Source organism: Halobacterium wangiae (genome assembly GCF_021249345.1).
Classification (GTDB): Archaea; Halobacteriota; Halobacteria; order Halobacteriales; family Halobacteriaceae; genus Halobacterium; species Halobacterium wangiae.
Genome location: NZ_CP089588.1, coordinates 1,782,145 through 1,799,956 on the forward strand (window position 1 = coordinate 1,782,145; position 17,812 = coordinate 1,799,956).

The window sequence follows — 17,812 nt, forward strand, 5'->3', positions numbered from 1 at the left end:
CCCGTCCTCGCGCTCCATCGAGCGCCTACTATTTGAGGCCTGCAATGGCAACCAGGAACAGTACCCGATTGAATCGAAGCAATGAGCGCTCAACTACTGATTCAGTGCCCGAGTATCCGGGAATCCCTGGCGTCGGTGACCGCTCGATACGTCCTTCCCCGTGTTTCGCCCGCTGAGACGACTTGATTATAGGACTCTAACTTACTCAGGTAGTCACCAACACGGCGTGGCGTCCGCGCCTCCTCCTCGCCGACCCGTTGTTCGTATTCCTCGTAGATCCTACTCTTCGCCGACTCACCAAGCTCCTCGAGGACCTCAAGGACGATGCGTTCATGCCGCTGTAATCGACTCCGTGCCTTCTGGCGGATACGATTTATCGCAGTCTCCCGGCCAGCCTCGATTACGCCTGACGTCAATTCCTCTTGGTCGCTCGCGCGAGCTGCATCCACGGCCGCCCGTAGGGTTTGAATCGCCTCCCGTGCATTCCCATTGGCGAGCGCTGCGACCTCCTCGAGATCCCTGGTGGTGTACGCCCAGGATTCGAGGCCACGGACAGCGCGTGGCTGGAGAATCCCTACGAGGGCATCCTGGGAATATGGTCCGTATGGGATATTCTCCGTCCACTCGATACTGACTGATTCGCGTCGAAGTCGGTCCCGGAAGCGGTCCTCGTCGTTCACGATGGTGACGACGCCAACCCCGTCCATGGCGTTAAGGTCGGCAATGAGGTGTGGGTCGTCGAGTTGGTCGGCTTCGTCGAGTACGATCACGCACCCGGAGTCTGGAAGTGCCGATCGGACTCGTGAGCGGAGGGCGGTCTGTGGCGTCTTCGGTTGCACGACGCCCGGGCGGCCGAGGCCCTGGAGGATGGCAGTGTACGCCTGATAGGGCCGATGGTTCGTCCAGCAATCCACTAGAGCTGTTCTGACTGCGGTCTCCTCATCGAGTTCCTGGAGCACCCAGCGCGAGGTCGCCGTCTTCCCCGCACCTGGTGGCCCTGAGAGGAGGACTGGATTGGGGGCTTCACCGTTCGTGATTGGGGAGAATGCGGAGGCGAGCGCGGTGGTTTCACCGTCTCGCGCATGAAGGTCCTCGGGCACCCAGCCCTCGTCGAAGACGTGTGGATGGGTGATCATATCCAGGGAGTGCGTCGACAGGCCGGATAAGGATATAGGGCATATTTCCGAATACAATACGGTAACTACTGGGATGGCAGCGTCCCGAATTCGCTAATCGGACGCAGAAAACTCGTCCAGGCCACTCTGCTCCCCAATGTCGATTTGCTCGTACAAGTCTGGCGTCTCCGTATCCGGATTATTCACCTGCTTCGACACGGGGTACGCCTCAAGGACGTCCTCGGGATAGGTGTCAAGGACACCCATCGCGTCCGTGGTGTCACCCGTCAACCACGCGGTTTCCTCGGTGGGTTCGAGCATCACTGGCATTCGGTCATGGATCGGTTCCAGAACCGCATTCGGCTCCGTCGTCAGAATCGTCACCGTCTCTCTAAGACTGTTCCCGGACGCGGGTTCCCACTGGCTCCAGAGTCCAGCGAACGCGAACGGTTCTCGGTCCTCGCGGACGATCCGGTAGGGTTGTTTCCTCCCACGAGCGCCCTGCCACTCGTAGAATCCGTCGGCGATGACGAGACATCGCTTGTTCTTGAGTGCACTCCGGAACATTCCGGAGTCCTGGACGCCCTCCGCTCGTGCATTGATCGGGTTCGGGACGTCATCAGGGTCGTCGGCCCACTCAGGAACGAATCCCCACTCCAAGACGTCGGCGGTGTCGGGGTTCTCGTTGGTGATGGTGACTAGGCCGTCACTGGGGTCGATGTTGTACTTCGGGACGTACGCCTCGACTGCGTCCGTGGTGGCAACGTCAAAGCGTTGCCGGAGGACGCTGATGTCGACGGCAAGGCTGGTCCGACCACACATATACTCCTCTACACCGCCAAGAGAGGTTAACCCCCCGGGCCAAGTGCTCGGCATAGAGATTGTTTGTGATTGAGGGGGTCCTAACTCGGTATACTGGGTTAGCCTGTGGGTGGTCATGCCCGGTATGCTTGAGACGCCTTCCGCATCAGCTAGAGCCTCCCGAAGAAGTATGTATTAGAAATGTTACCTGAAGATATGGATCTTGAAGCGGACAGTCCGATCGAGGCAGGCGAGGGGGAGGTCAACCTCTCGGTTATCCAGTTGGTAGAAACATCCCCCGACTTCAGGCAATGGTTCGTTTCACAGGCAGTGCCTCATCTGGAGATTGAAGAATACATTGGCGGCATCATACAGGAGCACTACGCTGGTTTAGGCGAGTCAGACATCGAATTCGGCTTCCGCACTACCTCAGGCGCACGCCACCTCGTGCTGGTCGAGAACAAGATCGACGCCTCCTTCCAACCAAATCAGATCGAGCGCTACTACAACCGCGGTCAGTTTCGCGTCGATCGAGAGAACTGGGATTCGTTTACAATTTGTTTGTTGGCCCCGGAACGCTACGTCTCGCAGGAAACGAGGGCCGAATTTGATTCGGTCATTCATTATGAGGCCGTCCTCAACTACCTAGACGATCTACCTCACGATAGTGTAGAGTTCTTCCAAGCACTGATAAAGTCGACAGAGCAGAAATCAAGTACAACTGACGCCTCCAGTGTCCTGCGGTCAATTGGAGATACGTTTCAACGCAGAACTGACCTAACGAACCTCCATCAATCGGTTAGTTACAAAAAACGGATTGCGTTCCGCTCGAGCCACCCAGAACATCCAGCCGCTGTTCAATACGATGTGGACATCAGAGATACCGGCGACGACGGCCGGACACAGGTCAGATTACAGCTGTTGAACGAAGAGGACTTGACCGGGGAAAAACGCGAGAAGCTCGAGTCGGTCGTCTCCCAGCACATCGATTCACTCCCAGATTACAAACCCAAGTTGGGGGACGAAAAGAAGAACATTGCAGTCAAGCAGATTCACCATGACGAAGTCGTACAGGATTCACCGTACGATTCCTATATCGTTGCTATCGCCGACGAATTACGGAATTTGAGTGAGACTTTCCACCCGGTGTTCGTCAGAAGCCCCGTTTGCTAACATCCACCAATGTACTAGCTATCCAATCATACCGTCTTCGGCTGTACTGAAATATCACGTGCGGGTAACGACTACTGGAAACTAGGTGCTGATTACGAGCCGTACTCGCCGAGTGTAGCGTCACGGGTGTCGTCAAGGAACGCTCGGATATCTTCCTCGCGGTACTCCATTGGCGCCAACACTGACTCTGCAGCCCGAATGAGTTCGTCGACGTAGAACCCACCATCGTACGTCTTAGGGTCCTCTGCGAGGAGTTGCACGCGGTCGCGACCCCGCTTAGAATTGTCGACGACGACGTACTCGACGTTCTCCCCAGCGTGCTTCTCAAGGCCGACATCTGTGGCGCGCTCGAGGGCAGCGACGTTCCGCGTTGATTGAGAGTACTCCGCGAGGGGCTTCGACACCCGGTTCGTAATCGCCAACGCAGACGCCTCGACCTCCTGAGCCTGTAGTCGAGAAATCTCGGCTTGAACCTCTTGACATACAGCCTCCGGGTCCCGCGTCCGTGAGTACGTCTGAATGAACGACTTCTGGACGTCCTTGATGTACGGGGGCGTGGAGTGCTGGCGGGCCTCGATGCCCCTGTGCTTGTACGCCTCTGAGTTACTGGGATTGCTGTCGGCTTCGAAGCCGAAATACCGCGTGAGGGCGCCCGCGTCATCGTTCCGCCTGGGGCAGAACGCAATCCACTCATACTCAGCCTCATGCTCGAGACGAATCCCCGTCTCGTCGGTGATCTCCCTGGCGACCTCCTTGATCGGGGTTTGCTCGCGGTCAGGCATCGCTTGGACCCAGACGGAGTCGACGATGCCGTGGACGACGCGCCAGCCGTGTCGTTCGAAGTACTGCTTCGCGTCAAGGAGGATCTCACGGGCGTACGCGTTGATAGCTTCGTGGCACTCGATGCGCCCGAACTTGGCGTTCGCGAACCCCTGGTAGCCGAAACAGGAGACGAGAATCCACTTCAACGCCGCAGAAGCCCCCTCCAGAGCCTCGACCTCCCCAGGGTCGTCGGTCTCACGGATTTGGCGCTTGATGTCATCGCGGTCATCGATAATCGGGCCCAGGACCTCCGGGAGATACCCATCCTCAGGGCAGACTGCGTAGTTCAGGCCAGGGACGTCTTTGCGGTCGGGGTGACAGTCGCAGCGAACGGTCTCCGGACTGAGGTTGTGCTCGCGAATGATATTCGGATACAGAGAGCTAAAATCGAGCTCGTGTACGTCCTCGTGGACGCCGACGTCGGGCGCAAACGTGTAGCCACCACGGTCAGCAGTGTCGAGTGTTCGCGCGGTCTTGAAGCGTTCGTGCCTCCAGGAGCGCCACGGCACCAGTACACCCCGGTTGTCGGCGTACCGGATCTGGATGGCCGTCAAGATGTTCCCGATGGATGCCCACGCAGTCTCCTGGAGTGGCTTCCAACTCCGACGAACCAGGTCGAGCATCCCCTCGACGTTCGCTTCCTTCAGCCAGAACGTATTGCTCTCGTCGACAATGACGCGTCCCGGGAGATTATGCCTCGGAGGAGAGTGCCCGACCTGGCCGTAGGACTCGTACGTCGACGCCCCAGCGAGTTGCTGGTAACCCGGCTCCCGGCCTAACTGGTAGTCGTTCTCTTGGGCGGCATCGAAGAGCAGTGGAATCACGCGACTACTCGATACTTGCAGAATATCCGGGTCTACAGCTTGAACGCGAGCTCCAACCTCGCCAGCAACCTCCCGGGGAGTGCCAGTGATTGTGTCCTCACCTATGGTCGCTTCCTCGAGGCCGGTTTCGTAACTCGTCGGCGGAACCGTGAGCCGTACCACCGACGGTGTCCGAGTCGGTTCTGGGTTGGTTCCAGTTTCGAGGCAGTAGCGGAACTCCCGGGAGAGATCTACATTGTAGAGGCGGATCGCGCCCGGGCGTCCGAGTTGACTCGCAGTACGCGCCAGCTCGTCGACGGCGTCCAGCCTCACCGCATCTACTCGAAGGACCTCAGTGGGGTTTTGACGCCACCCTGGACGCCGCGTAACCACCTCCAGATGGTGGACGCGGGGATGGCCGTCGAAGACGCTCACGACCTCACTCCGGAGGTCCTCGCTGTTGGTCTCCACGTACAGCGTCGGATGGTAGGTATGGGTCTCACGTTCAATCCCATTCTTGGTGAGCGTCCATGTGACGGCTGTCCCAGGCTCAGGGTGGTCGACCTTGTAGACCATCCTATTCGTTGAGGCGGGCTTCGAGCTCGGTGATACGGCGCTCCTGAGCGACCAGGATCGAGAGGTAGATTGAGTCGAGATCGCGGGGGAGATTCGCGTATCCCGCGGCATCGGCGTACCCGCGGGCGTGCTCCCAGAGGCGGTCGTAGTGCGCCTGATCGCGGTATCGAAGCGCTCGCCGAAAATCACCCAAGTCGCTGTGTGTGGACTCGAGGCGGTCACGGTAGGTGCGGTTCGTTCGCCCCATCTATACGCCACCCCAGGCTTCGCGGGCGGCCCGCCCCTCATAGAGACTCTTGCGCTCCTGGAGGACTTCCTGCCAGAACGCCCACGTGGTCTGCACCCAGCCATCACTGAGGTCGTACATCAACGTCTCCATGCCCTCGCCCTCGAAGCGCGGCCCGAACTTCGTCCGCCGATACTCCAATGAATGCTCAGCGATAGCCGCAATGGGTTCACTAAACTCGTCGGCACCATGGCGAGTAAGGAGGACGGGGATATCGTGGTCGCGAGCGATTCGCGCGAGTTCAGCTAAACCCCGGGTCAGCATCGCCTGGGGGTCGTACCCGCGGACGTCGTCGTCGCGGTAGTGGTAATCGACGACGGGCACAATGAGCATGGACACCTCGTCTTGGAGGCTGGTGCGCAGGCGCCTGATGAGGCTGGTATGCTGATAGGGAGTGAACCCGCGAGCGACCTGCACGCGGTCGAGGACACGATCACTCGGCGCAAGCTCGCGGAGGCGACTCGTGACGGCGTGATGCCCGGAGTCCACCCAGTACGCGGGCCCGGAGTTGAGGAGAACGTGATCAATCACCAGGGTATGGATGGCGTCGATTCCATGGGAGTCCGGCGTTTCGAGGAGAGTCAACCCCGACTCAAGACTCGGAAGATCGGGCATATCGTGGTCCGGTGTTGGCATACCCAGTAGTGGCTTCGAGACGCCAGATAAGCCAGCCGGCATATTTCGAGAACTCCCCGTCTACCCGCCCCGGACTCAGTGAACTCAAGCTTAGACCACTCCTGAATACCACATTGCCCTCACTCCCAAGCCTAGTTCGCCCACAATACCTATCATCGCCTGTGGAGTGCATACGACCATCCCAGTGCTTTCCAGGGTACTCTCATGATTCGGAAACGCTCCTTCGGCGTCCTTGCTGTGGTTCTTCTCGTCATGCTCGCTGGGTGCACAGGCGTACTCAGTGACCAAACAACACCACAGAACACACCCGGCATAACGTCTGAACCCACTACGACAGAACTGACGGGGACATCAACATCACCAACTGGACCCGATGGGGAGCTTTCGATTCACTTTATCAACGTCGGGCAAGGATCGAGCACCCTCATCATTGGGCCGAGTAATGAGACGATGCTCATCGACTCCGGGGACTGGTCCGATGACGGCGAAGACGTCCTCAAGTACCTCCAAGAACGCAATATCGAGCGCATTGATTATCTCGTCAGTACGCATGCTGATGCTGATCACATCGGGGGCCATGAAGCCGTTATCAACTACTTCGAAACTCAGGGTGAGGGAGTTGGTGCGGTGTATGATTCGGGGATTGCATCGAGTTCCCAGACCTACCAGGGGTACCTCGACACCATTGAGGAGCACGATGTGACGCTCTATGAGACGCGGGCCGGCGACACCATCCCCTTCGAGGGTGTCGATACTCGCGTGCTCGCACCACCAGAGGGGTATCTCGCGGATGGCGACCGAAACGAGAACAGTATCGTTCTTAGACTCGGCTACGGGCAATCGAGCTTTCTACTTCCTGGTGATGGTGAGACCGCGTGCGAAGAATATCTTGTTGAGGAGTATGGTTCGGGGCTGAACGTGACCGCGATGAGTGCCGGCCATCACGGCAGTCAGTCGAGTTCCAGTAGTGAATTCCTCGATGCAACAACACCCCGGGTCGCCGTTATCTCCAGTGCCTACGACTCCCAGTACGGCCACCCACACGAATCCGTTCTCGAACGATTCCATGAACAATCAATCCGGGCCTATTGGACGGCTACACACGGGAATATTCGAATACGGAGTACAGGCTCCACAATAACGGTTGCAACGCAGCGCCAAGCGCCAACCAGTCCCCTCGAAATCCGTGACAGCGACCCAGTCGAACCCGGCCTCGAGGATGAGCTGGTCGTCCGAACTACCATCCAAGTCAGTGGTTCAGTGACAGAGGAGACGACCACAACATCGGGAACGAAGACGACGGAGGAGACACTAGATCAGGATGGGGAGCTGTCTATTGCTGGGTTTCACGCGGACGCAGAGGGGGATGATGCTGAGAATCTGAATGATGAGTACGTCGTTTTCGAGAACACTGGGAGCGAATCACTCGAGTTGGGGGGTTGGACGGTCAGTGATTCCGCGGACCACACCTACACATTCCCATCCGGATTCACACTCGATCCTGGTGCCCAGGTAACTCTGCATACAGGTAGTGGAACAGACTCGACGAGCGACCTGTACTGGGGTGCTGGAAGTGCTATCTGGAACAACGCCGGCGACACCATTATCGTAGAGAGTGATGAGGGTAGTCTCGTGCTCGAGGAGGATTACGAGTGATTCCTGATGGGACGTACACGGGTGTCGTGGACCGATTCGAGGACAACCACGCAGTAGTCCTGCTCGACGGCGATGTAGAGACGGTCGGCGAAATCATCCTCGAGAAAGACCAGTTGCCTGAGGACGCCCAGCACGTCGACGCCGTCCTCCATATCGAACTCAAGAACGAGGACCTACTCAATATCGAGTACGGAGAAGAGGAGACAAGGGTCCGTCGAGAGCACGCTCAGAAGCGATTTGATGACCTGGCTAAACGCCCGCCGTCCAGAGATTGAGAAGATGAACCGGACTAGGTACTTCTCTGACGACTGGCTCGGAATCGAGTGGAGTGATTGGGTGAACCTCGATCCTTCTGCCGGCTATATCTCTGAACTTCCAACCGGTGAGGGGCTCTACCGCGTTCGTCACCTCGACCGGGACGGGCTCACCTACATTGGGGAGACAGGGCGAAGCGTTCGCGGCCGCGTTCGCTCACTCGCTCGCGGGACCTACAACGATGAGATGCCTTACCGGGACCCACACACTGCTGCTCCGTGCATGTGGGCCATCCGTGACCAGGACGGTCCAGCACTCGAGGTCTCTGTTGCCGTCCCGGACGAGGCGACAGGCAAGCAGCAGCGGAAGGCGATAGAGGACGCGCTCATCGCTCTTTACCGGCGAGGGGCGGGCGAGAGCCCCACCGCCAACTTCGGGCGCATCATTCCAGGCTACCGCCAGTCGAGCTACCGAAGTGACGGTCTGACTGGCGGCCCCCTGCCGGAGGGCGAGACGGAAGCGAACGCGGCCCCGGGTGTCGGTCCGCTTCCCTGGACCGATGCGGACTCCCCAACCACGGAGGACTGGATGGGAGTGGATTGGACATCGCCGTGTCCACTGACCGAAGCCGATAGCTCGATTCCCGATAGCGACGGCCTCTATCGGATCTGGCACCGGGGAGAGGAGGCGCCACTCGAGTACGTCGGGCAAAGTTCAAACCTCCGCTCCCGGCTGTACCGTCACCGCCGAAACCGTGGTGAGAGCCTGCTATTCTCCTACTCAACTCTCCTCGAGCACGACGCGCTCCACATGCGTGAGGAGGTCGAGACGGACCTCCTCGGCGCCCACTGGCTAGCCTGTCGGGAGTCCCCGAGAGACCAGTATTGAGTGTTCGACTGTTCGGGGGGAGACTAACTCTAGTCGAGAGCGTCGAGAGAAGGACCTGTGAGTCCGCCATCCCACCAGAGCACGGCGATTCCGTACTCGGTCTCGAGGTGTGAGAGGTAATCCATCATTGGTTGAGGGGGTTCACTACTCAGGAACAGCCCAGGGGTGGATTCTCCAGCGAATTCTTCTCGCTGGATTACGTCCGAGTACCTGTACTCTACTACCTGTCCTACGGCCTTGCGAATACGCCCCCACAGGTCGCCCGTGCTGGTTGATTTCACCTCGAATACGAACACTGGACCACCCGTTTTGTAGGCGATGAGGTCACTGTGTCTCGTCTTCTTACAGGTGAATCCACGCTCCTCAAAGATCGACCGAAGCCGGCCGACTGCCTGCTCATGCTCCGTAGTCGCTGCTCGCTGGCTCTCCTTGTTCGACTCATAGAAGATAGTCTCCTCTTCGGTCACTTCCCCAGTTGTCTCGGGGACAGGATTGTCAGCAATATCCTGTAAGGGCGACGTAGCGAGTTCGCTCGTCTCCTCCTCGGATTCGATGGGCGTGATGAGCCCATCCTCGTAGGCCTCCCACAGTTCGTACCCCGCTTCGGTTAGCCCCGTTCTGGTTGGCCCTCCTCCCTGACTGTCACGCTCCGCGTATCCGAGCGCCTGCAGCCATTCTCGGTGCCGGATTGCGACTCCCGCCCCCTCCATGTCGTGGCCGTAGGGGCCGCTATTGAGGATTAATCGAAGTTCCTCGTCGGAGAGCGGCCCCATCGACGCGAGGGCATCCAGCAAGAGATCAAAGCCAGCCACCGCCCCGTCGAGAAGCGCGAACAGGGTTTCAGAGTCCGGGTCGGCAAGGTAGCGTTTGCCGGCAGGGCCCAAACGATACTCACCATTGGTCGAGTCAACCAGGTTGAGGCTCCGGAGAAAGTTCAGATATTGGCTTCTGGTCGTCTCGCTGTCCGCATCGAATTCTTCTCGGAGCCACTCGTTTGCGGCGTCCTCTGTCGGGGACTCCGCTTCTACGTACTGAATGAACGTGTGAAGGTTCTCGATTCGGTTGCTGACGCCCCCAAAGAACCGATCGCAGGTCAGGCGTTTGTCTGTGGACTGTGTCATCGACTCCCCTCCGTTCCCTCTGTGAGCCTCCCAGCTTCCGATACCCAACTCACGCATGTGGAACCGGTAGACCATCCGGGTTCCATCGGTCACGTATTCGTGGTCCTCAACGTTCGCGAGGCCGCGGTACTCGTACTCATCAACGCCATCCTCACTGGTAAACAGATAGATGGGGATTGGCTCATCAGCGGCATCAATGAGCGCCTTGTTCGCGGGCGTCTCAATCTGATCTCCCTTCTCCTCAACGTCCTCCCCGGTGTAGGTGAACTCGCTCCCGCTCCCGAACTCGTCCGCGTAGATGGCGCCCTCGTTCGCAAGGAGAATGACGTATTTCCCTTCGTCAGGGTGGCGGTAGGTGATTCCCTTGAACTGATATCCGAAATCGGTCCCAAATACCTCCTCCACCTCGTTCTGTGAAAGCGTCTCGCCGATACTGAGGTTTCGAGTGAGAGGGAAATCAGCCATGCCTCTCCATCCAAGGTGACACTAATCAATTCACGGGGTTACTTCCCTTCAGACTTCGGGAAACTTGCTCAGGGGTCTACCCAACATCTGAATTCTCTATACCGATCGCTATCGTGTGTCGGAGAATGTTGGATTGTTTGACACTCGATTCAACGAGACTGCTGGACCCCCGGTAGAAGTTCAGTTATTTCTGGCAGGCTGACCCGGGAAGCCACCACCACAGCCGGTTTCTTGTCAGCATATATCTGACCGTCCGTTTGACGTACCCCATCATGGACGCAGCAGCTGCGCGGGAGAGACAACAGGTGGGAGACTGGACGTACTCCCCCTCCCGAGCATGTGTGATCGGTACATCCCCTGTTGCCAAGAAAATCTCCTCGAGCGATTTCTCCGGTGAGTCTCAACGAGGCCTCCAGTTTCAGTTTCACCATGTTTGGCGAAGGTAAAGGCATCACCTTGCCATCATGGCGGACATGGCCGAGTTCGATTGCGCAGACTGGACTGACGGTGTGGTGATTCATGAACCCTGGTTTGAGGAGGGGCTCGACCGGACGTGCGAGAACGAGCTGCCAGGGCTCTGGGTAGGGAACATGGATGGCTTGGAGGAGATCGACACCCTCGAACTCGTCAACTTCCATGACCGCGATGATCTCCACTCAGCGGTTGTCATGGAGCGCGACCACGTGCCTACACTCGTTGAGGCCCTAGAAGCGTGGTATGAGTCTAGCGAGTGATGTCGGCCACGTATTTCTTAATCGCACTCGGCGAAGATCGAGTTTATCGCCCTTCCCCAGATTCAAAATGGCTGTGAGAGCGTGTTTTTATATAAATAAGTTACTCGAATAACACTATAAGGGTTGAAAATATAGCATCATTGGCCAAGCATGCGTCTGCCAAGAAGGAGGAGGGGGGTACGGAGAGCGATTGAAGAAGACGTAGTTCCCCAAGTCCCCCGGAATTCGTATCACGACCTTCCTGATGAGGCCCTCCCTCTAAAGTTCGATATTAGTCCCTGGACAATCGCCTTATCTTGTCTCCCACATGCGACTGGGTCTCCTCGGACGGATGCAGTATATGTCCTTGAATGCATGTGGACGTCGCAGTACAGGGAGAGGGTAGCCATCCATTCTGGGAACCCAAGCCCAAGCTGGGCTGGAGAGGTTGATGGCGCAAACCGCATTTTGTACGTTGGAGTTACCGTGAATCTGCTCAAGAGACTCGATGAGCACCTCAATAATAGTGGTAGTGGCCCAGCAGACTTCACTAAGGTTTTCCCACCGATAAGGATCCTCAACGTGAACTGGTATCCATCCTACCAAATCGCGTGTCAGGCAGAACGGATCACAGCTGACCTCTTAGCGGAGGAGTTTCCTGAAGACTTTGTTGCCCAGCCTGGGTAATGATTCAGTCATGATTACGGGAAAGAGTAAAATCGGTTGAGTGTGAGTGGGTAGACAGAATGGTTCGTCGCCAGTGGAGGTTTATCCAGGAGATTGACTCTGCTCTCTCTACCGATTCAGAGTCACTGACGACGAAAGAGGCTACCCCTGAGATTCTTCAGTTTCTGAAGAGAAATGCTGTGGGTGAATTATCCCCTCTGGATGTTCAGGCATTACGCTGTAACGCCTTTATATATGCAGATATGCTCAAAAACAATCGGAATGTTATAACTCCCTTCGACGTTGCAAACTCCATTGAGTTCGCTCTTCGGCATGCTGACGGTGTCCAGAAAGTCCAACTAAAAAATAGGATCCCTGATTGGTTCGGAACCGGGAATCTTCGAAAGACGCCTGGCTCATATTGTCGGTCGGACTATGGTCGACATGATTTACTGCGAGTTGCACCGGTCATCAAGGATACCGAGGCAATCCTCAATTCACTCAATAATCCACCGTGCCTCTCAAGCAAACGAATCGACCATCTCCTGTATCAAGAGATCCTCCTAGAGGAGAAATACATCGACCTTGGCAAACGAACTGGGTTCCGGGAGATCCAGCGTCACGAAATTGACGTGCTAGCTGCCAGGATCAAATTCCAGCTCGAAGAAATGGGATGGAAGTTAGTGCATACTACTAACCCCGAAATCGATGTCTGGGCGGATCCTGGCCGTCTTGTAGATCTAATCGCTGGTAATGGGGACGTGTTATCTGGACGGGAAATTGAACAGTTGATAGTCGGCTCTTTGCTTCGGTACCTCCCAGAAGTCTCTCCTTCAACAGAATTCGTCATTGATGGGATCTATGACGTCCTGGAAGCACAGTTGGAGAGAAGGCATGGCTGGCGTCCGATCACTACCGCTGACAGGACGACGTGGTTTAATGACATAGACCGTCACCTAGTGATGCTCTGTAATCAGTTCAACCATCACTACGAGGTAATCCAATCCGCGGGAGAAATGTCGAATGAGGAATTAGAGCAAACTAAAAGCTTCCTCGGAGAGAATGAGGAATGGATTGCGAAGCTCATCCGGGTAAAACGGGCAGATCTCAAGGACCTCCAAGTCTGGTTGGGGGCCAAGATTGACGCTAACGGTACTTGGGATGCACTTTCACAGGCAACGAACGTAACGGCAGATGAGGATATCCCAACCGGAATAGAGTCTAAAGGCGGGGCAACGACGTATGATATTGTTCGGGAGCTAGAAGAGAAGCTTGAGGAAGCGAGGAAAGAAGACGAGGAGGAAGAGGAAGATAGTGGCCTAGGCGGGCTACGATTTTAGCAATGTACACGGTCGTCGTTTGCTCTAACTGTAAGCACGTCTGGATCGCAAAAGACCGTCCAAAAACAAGTGAATGTAGAAAATGTGGTCGGACTCGGAAGTTCTCCAAGCTGAAAAAGTATTACCAGGATGAGGATCTTGCGGCTGCGAAACTTGCCCGAGCGCAAGTTCAAGCGAGAGTGCATGGCCAAGAAGATAGATTCGAGGAGGCCCTTGAGAGGGGAGTTCTTCACGAGGAAATTGACTCTGTCTTCACCCAAGACCAGTATATCTCTGGTCAAGGTGTCGATGCTGAAGAGGTACGAAAAGCTGTAGGCCGAATGCTCTCCTCCCCTGACGCATCAAAGCCACGGCGGGAGATTGTTCGAAAGGGGATTCGGAACCAGGAGAAACCCACACTAGAGGGTTTCATAGAGTACGCTGAATCGAATGGGTTGGACGCAAGTGATGCTGTTCTCCGGCTGGAAAAATTGGCGCGTTCAGGCCGGATTTCACTCCCCGCAGGAATTTCACTTTCTGAGGTGGAGGCGACAAGCCAAGAGCTGTTAGAGTCAGAGATCGACGATACTCGGGGTGATTTGGAGAGCGAGTCTGATTCGGGCTCTACGAGCTATAAGAGCAAGCAAAAAGCGATTTTGATGAATGCGATTGGGGAGGTCGGCTCCAACCCAGAAGCCGTAGTTGAGTACGCAGTGAATCAGGGGATGTCGCGGGAAAACGCTGCGTTACGTTTAGAGAAGTTCGTTCGAACGGGGGAGTCCGTAGAGATTGAGCTATCCGATGTTGAAGGAGTAGTTGCTGGTATCCTCGGGGAAGAACCCCATGAAACGTCTGGACAGAAGGAGGATTCTGATCCCGCCGAGGGTACGAAGGAGAGCAATTCTAACCCCACCCGGGGCCGTCGAAACCAGCGCGAAATAATGATTGACGCCATCCGAGAGACTAACAACCCTAATCGCACTGATGTTATCAACTATGCTTCTGAGAACGGAATCTCCCGTAAGAAGGCCGAACGATTCCTAGAGAAAATGCTACAAGTCGGAGATGTTACCGAAAGTACGAGCGGTGAACTCCGATTATTGTAAATCGAGGCAGGTCTATGTTGGCAATTCATTGTGGTGTTTCAGAAGCTTAGCGAAGAATTTGCCGTCGATGATTTTTATGGGGAGGTCAAGGCGGCTGCGGAGGATTTTGACGGTTTCATTTACTGGGGCAGTATGGCCAGCGATAATCACTGGGAAAACAGCACACTTTTCGAACCGAAGGAACGGACGCAAAATCTGGTTAAGATGTTGCTCACTCATCTTCTCTACGCTTTTTCCACCTGCTTCGACAGCGGATTTGATTGGGAGTGAAACAAAGACTGCATTCTTGTTTCCTCGATCCAGTTCGATGTCGAAGTCTGATATCTCCCACGGACCGTGTGACTTTCTAGTTTCCTGTGAGAGAGTCCTCCGGCTCGTCGGAGCTATAGCAGAATTATCTGCAAAAATGGCTTTGAGTCTTTCTTGGATTTCGCCATCATCCATCGAATTAACTGCTTCTTCCTCCGTAGAGGTGAGATGTATTGCCTCGAGCTTCGATTCCCTCACACTCCAAATCTCCTGAAAGACGGAATCAGTGTTAACACGGAGGAAAAATGGGATGACTCCAGTCGGCTCCTTCTCGATAGCCCTGATCCAAGCGCGTGCGAGTGCCCACAAGTGAGGTTTCTTCGAAGGCATAGAACCTGGGAGGCTACTCTTGTTCACTGCATTCCCTCGGTTCAGACCCCCTAAGGCATGAAAGACCTTTGATCGGTCCGGGAGATTGCCAACATCAATGTCCGGTGCGTCGATTGACAAAAGACCCCTCTTTGAAAGATCGTAGGCGTACACCTGGAGACCCGAAGAAGACTCCATCGCCTCATTCAGGTGGGTTTCTAATCCCTCAACCATATTATTGAATCTCTCTCTCAATTCATCTGAGGTAGGAGCAGAGTGCTCACTCTCTGAATCTGCGTCATGGCCTTCCCCCTCTATAACTGAATTTAGAACTTCTATCGCATTGAGTACTAGGAACCAGGTGAAACCATGGTGGTCATCTAAACTGTCATCAGTAAGAACATAGGAAGCCCCATCCGCTAACCCGTCCAGTGACTCCAACGTTTCACGCCATAAAGAACTTCCCCGGCCGATTTTCGCTTCTCCAGCCTCAATCCCACCAAGAGACAGTATGAGGGCCATTGCCCTTTTCGTCGCTCGCCACGGATTCTCCCGTAGATTGCTACCGTACTTTCTCAGAGCAAGCGTCTCGTTAATGGTAAAGGAGCGCTGGAGTACGTGTTTCCCACGATCAATCCAGGTTTGAAGGTGGTTGACTTCAATATCTGAAAACGCTTGACTTCGTTTCGCTCTTGCACAAAAACGAACTAGTTCACCGATTATTTGCTTCTCGTCGTAGTTCGGGTCGATCTTCCCCAGAGCGGTTCGAGCATCCTCCATTCCCTCACCGAATTCCTTACGCTGATCGTGCATTACTAATCCTCAATGAATCGATGTAAATCAAGTTTTGTTTCCTCGAATTCCTCTCGAAAACGAGAACCCTCTGGATATAGTTCCTCGAATTCCTCTTGGGTGTACAACCAAGTATCCACGTACGGTTCCTCAGGGAGTGCAAGTAGAGAACGTCGTAAATCAAACCGAACCCCGTTAAACGCCTCGGCCAACACGAAGAGATCGACATCGTCAGCCTCGATACCCTGTTCAACGGCCGAACCAAAGAGGAATAGTCTGTCTGGTTGAATTGGAAGGATACCTTCAATGAGTTCCCTCAACAATTGCCTCGGAAGTGGAGACTGCAGACTACCATCGTCGCAAAGTTTCACAGTATCTTCGTTGGTTGGGTCCATAATTTAACAGCTCCCCAATAATGTATGGCCACTATCTCCTTGAAGGAGACACGGTAAATTCGGTACAGTCATTCGAAGCTGATTTTCACGGCTGCGTTATTACGTATGGTTGGGTTTTCCGAAGGAATGGTAGCTAAGCCAAGAGCGTATTCTGTATCGATGTCATCGTATGAGCCATACGCACAGTAGAGAGGGTGTTCTGGAAGTTCTCTATTTAGATCAAGGGTCCTCGCCGGCAGCCAGTTCGATTGATCTAACGGAAGACGGGTGCATTGGTTCATATGAATCCTGTCACTACAAATGGCGTAGCACGCTTTCTCAGCGCCATTCCGGTCATTGGCGTGCAATGAGACACATTCGAGGTTGTCAAAGGCGGATACGGCGGTATTAATCGCTTCTCGTGCTTCTACGCTAAGGAATGGGTCTGACTGGGGAATGTAGATGTGGGTTGGATTGAAGACTTCGGATAATCCCTCCAAGAGGTTGTTGTGAGTGACCTTTGAGAACTGCAAATCCGGGACCTTTTCTGATGAGTCGAGTTGCTCAAGTAGGAACCATCGCTCTGCTTGGTGGAAACCAGCAATAACCGAAGATAAGTTGATTCTTGAGATGGCAGGGATTGAATCCCCCCTCAACCACTCGGAGGGAATAGGCACTCGTTGGTGGAGCACCTTGAATGATTCTTGACCACGTTTTTCCGTACTCTCTCCTCGGACTTCTTCTCCGATTACCGCACCTTCCTCGTACTCATCACGCAATTCTCGAAGAAGTTCCAGAGCGAGGTCATTATTCATGGATATTTACCCGCAGCTTGGGCACTTTACTATATCCCCTACGCCAGTGTTCATAGACAAGAGATTGGTTGATGCCATTGCTCCTCAATCATCCCCAACTTCTCTGTACTGGCCCAGCCTCAGGCCGTTGTTGGAGAAGGTTGGAACATTCGATGTTTCATTGGTGGTGAAGTTCATTCTATGGGGTTCCTCCATTTGAGGACACGCCAGAACCGGCAGAAACTATGGCCGCATACGTACGGGGACCCAGTGTGTGAGTAGGATTTCCGGGAACGACCTGGACATAATCTACAGGCGAGGAGATGGAGAATCACAGGCCAGTGATCTCCCCGATCTCCACCTCATCTAAGTACTGACAGTCTCCCTTGTAGATCGGCTTTCCCTCGTAGACCACCAGTGCATGCTGGAGTTCATCGATAGCAGTGGCGGCATCCTCTAAGACACGAGCTGCCTCTTTAGCAATATCAGCCAGGAGTCAAACGGGTAACTCTCGTCGACGACGCTCTCATTCTACGGCTGGAACCCGTTTCCGTCCTCCTGTGGAGGACGTCGTCCCGCAGATGCGAGAGATGGCACTCTAAGTTGCCTTCCTATCTGTGTGGGTAGGCCCTTGATTCAGGAAGGTCTGGTCACAGAGGACACGATGACCTGCGGTGAGAGAGCCTGTCTTGAAAACTGAGAGGCGATGACTCGTCGCGGGGTGGGTGCACCCGTGATTGTGCCACGATCCCCCAGAAGCCGAGCGAGAAACCCTCGTGGTTGACGTTTCTGGCGTATTTGGATCGTAACCCGTTCACATCCTCCTGTGGAGG

17 protein-coding genes are annotated in these 17,812 nt (G+C 55.2%); 8 read left to right on the forward strand and 9 right to left on the reverse strand.

The window, feature by feature from the left end:
- Positions 1-101 precede the first annotated feature (101 nt).
- Both LT965_RS09625 and LT965_RS09630 read right to left on the reverse strand, forming a co-directional pair.
- A complete protein-coding gene (locus LT965_RS09625; RefSeq protein WP_232700566.1) occupies positions 102-1,136 on the reverse strand; it encodes a Cdc6/Cdc18 family protein in 1,035 nt (344 codons plus the stop codon).
- A 93-nt stretch (positions 1,137-1,229) separates the two neighbouring features.
- On the reverse strand, positions 1,230-1,937 hold the full coding sequence (locus tag LT965_RS09630; RefSeq protein ID WP_232700567.1) for an SOS response-associated peptidase: 708 nt from the start codon (positions 1,935-1,937) through the stop codon (positions 1,230-1,232).
- Between the two features lie 195 nt (positions 1,938-2,132).
- On the opposite strand from LT965_RS09630, the gene LT965_RS09635 reads away from it, so the two are divergent.
- The gene (locus LT965_RS09635) at positions 2,133-3,089 is read left to right on the forward strand and encodes a PD-(D/E)XK nuclease family protein (RefSeq protein WP_232700568.1); all 957 of its coding nucleotides are present in this window, start codon (positions 2,133-2,135) and stop codon (positions 3,087-3,089) included.
- Between the two features lie 92 nt (positions 3,090-3,181).
- Here LT965_RS09635 and LT965_RS09640 read toward each other — a convergent pair whose 3' ends face one another.
- The 3 genes from LT965_RS09640 to LT965_RS09650 are packed head-to-tail and all read right to left on the reverse strand — an operon-like array spanning position 3,182 to position 6,212.
- On the reverse strand, positions 3,182-5,290 hold the full coding sequence (locus LT965_RS09640; RefSeq protein ID WP_232700569.1) for a type B DNA-directed DNA polymerase: 2,109 nt from the start codon (positions 5,288-5,290) through the stop codon (positions 3,182-3,184).
- Position 5,291: 1 nt separating this feature from the next.
- Complete coding sequence (locus LT965_RS09645; RefSeq protein ID WP_232700571.1) at positions 5,292-5,537, reverse strand: DUF8156 family protein; 246 nt, start codon at positions 5,535-5,537, stop codon at positions 5,292-5,294.
- Positions 5,538-6,212 (reverse strand): hypothetical protein, encoded by a 675-nt coding sequence (locus LT965_RS09650; RefSeq protein ID WP_232700573.1) that lies wholly within the window; start codon positions 6,210-6,212, stop codon positions 5,538-5,540. It lies immediately after the preceding gene.
- Between the two features lie 204 nt (positions 6,213-6,416).
- Here LT965_RS09650 and LT965_RS09655 point away from each other — a divergent pair, with 204 nt between their 5' ends.
- Genes LT965_RS09655 through LT965_RS09665 form a run of 3 tightly spaced genes read left to right on the forward strand, consistent with a single transcriptional unit; the run spans position 6,417 to position 9,011 of the window.
- The gene (locus LT965_RS09655; protein WP_232700579.1) at positions 6,417-7,868 is read left to right on the forward strand and encodes a lamin tail domain-containing protein; all 1,452 of its coding nucleotides are present in this window, start codon (positions 6,417-6,419) and stop codon (positions 7,866-7,868) included.
- Between the two features lie 26 nt (positions 7,869-7,894).
- On the forward strand, positions 7,895-8,143 hold the full coding sequence (locus LT965_RS09660) for a DUF3006 domain-containing protein (RefSeq protein ID WP_232700580.1): 249 nt from the start codon (positions 7,895-7,897) through the stop codon (positions 8,141-8,143).
- Positions 8,109-9,011, forward strand: a complete 903-nt coding sequence (locus LT965_RS09665) for a GIY-YIG nuclease family protein (protein ID WP_232700581.1) — start codon at positions 8,109-8,111, stop codon at positions 9,009-9,011. The genes LT965_RS09660 and LT965_RS09665 overlap by 35 nt, the downstream gene beginning before the upstream one ends.
- 29 nt (positions 9,012-9,040) lie before the next feature.
- Here the strand turns inward: LT965_RS09665 and LT965_RS09670 are convergent, their stop codons facing one another.
- Positions 9,041-10,597, reverse strand: a complete 1,557-nt coding sequence (locus LT965_RS09670) for a hypothetical protein (protein ID WP_232700583.1) — start codon at positions 10,595-10,597, stop codon at positions 9,041-9,043.
- A 473-nt stretch (positions 10,598-11,070) separates the two neighbouring features.
- On the opposite strand from LT965_RS09670, the gene LT965_RS09675 reads away from it, so the two are divergent.
- The 4 genes from LT965_RS09675 to LT965_RS09690 all read left to right on the forward strand — a co-directional run bounded on the left by LT965_RS09675 (position 11,071) and on the right by LT965_RS09690 (position 14,401).
- A complete protein-coding gene (locus LT965_RS09675; protein WP_232700585.1) occupies positions 11,071-11,331 on the forward strand; it encodes a hypothetical protein in 261 nt (86 codons plus the stop codon).
- A 354-nt stretch (positions 11,332-11,685) separates the two neighbouring features.
- A complete protein-coding gene (locus LT965_RS16585) occupies positions 11,686-11,997 on the forward strand; it encodes a GIY-YIG nuclease family protein (RefSeq protein ID WP_269782719.1) in 312 nt (103 codons plus the stop codon).
- 59 nt (positions 11,998-12,056) lie between these two features.
- Positions 12,057-13,316, forward strand: coding sequence for a hypothetical protein (locus LT965_RS09685; RefSeq protein ID WP_232700588.1), 1,260 nt, complete (start codon positions 12,057-12,059; stop codon positions 13,314-13,316).
- Positions 13,317-13,318: 2 nt separating this feature from the next.
- Positions 13,319-14,401 (forward strand): DUF5817 family protein, encoded by a 1,083-nt coding sequence (locus tag LT965_RS09690; protein ID WP_232700590.1) that lies wholly within the window; start codon positions 13,319-13,321, stop codon positions 14,399-14,401.
- A 12-nt stretch (positions 14,402-14,413) separates the two neighbouring features.
- Here LT965_RS09690 and LT965_RS09695 read toward each other — a convergent pair whose 3' ends face one another.
- From LT965_RS09695 to LT965_RS09705, 3 genes are all read right to left on the reverse strand, one after another.
- Positions 14,414-15,832: a hypothetical protein gene (locus tag LT965_RS09695; protein ID WP_232700591.1), complete on the reverse strand. Its 1,419-nt coding sequence runs from the start codon at positions 15,830-15,832 to the stop codon at positions 14,414-14,416.
- A 2-nt stretch (positions 15,833-15,834) separates the two neighbouring features.
- Positions 15,835-16,206, reverse strand: coding sequence for a hypothetical protein (locus LT965_RS09700; RefSeq protein ID WP_232700592.1), 372 nt, complete (start codon positions 16,204-16,206; stop codon positions 15,835-15,837).
- Positions 16,207-16,274: 68 nt separating this feature from the next.
- Entirely contained in the window at positions 16,275-17,000 is a 726-nt protein-coding gene (locus LT965_RS09705) for a hypothetical protein (RefSeq protein WP_232700593.1), read from the reverse strand.
- Positions 17,001-17,812 lie beyond the last annotated feature (812 nt).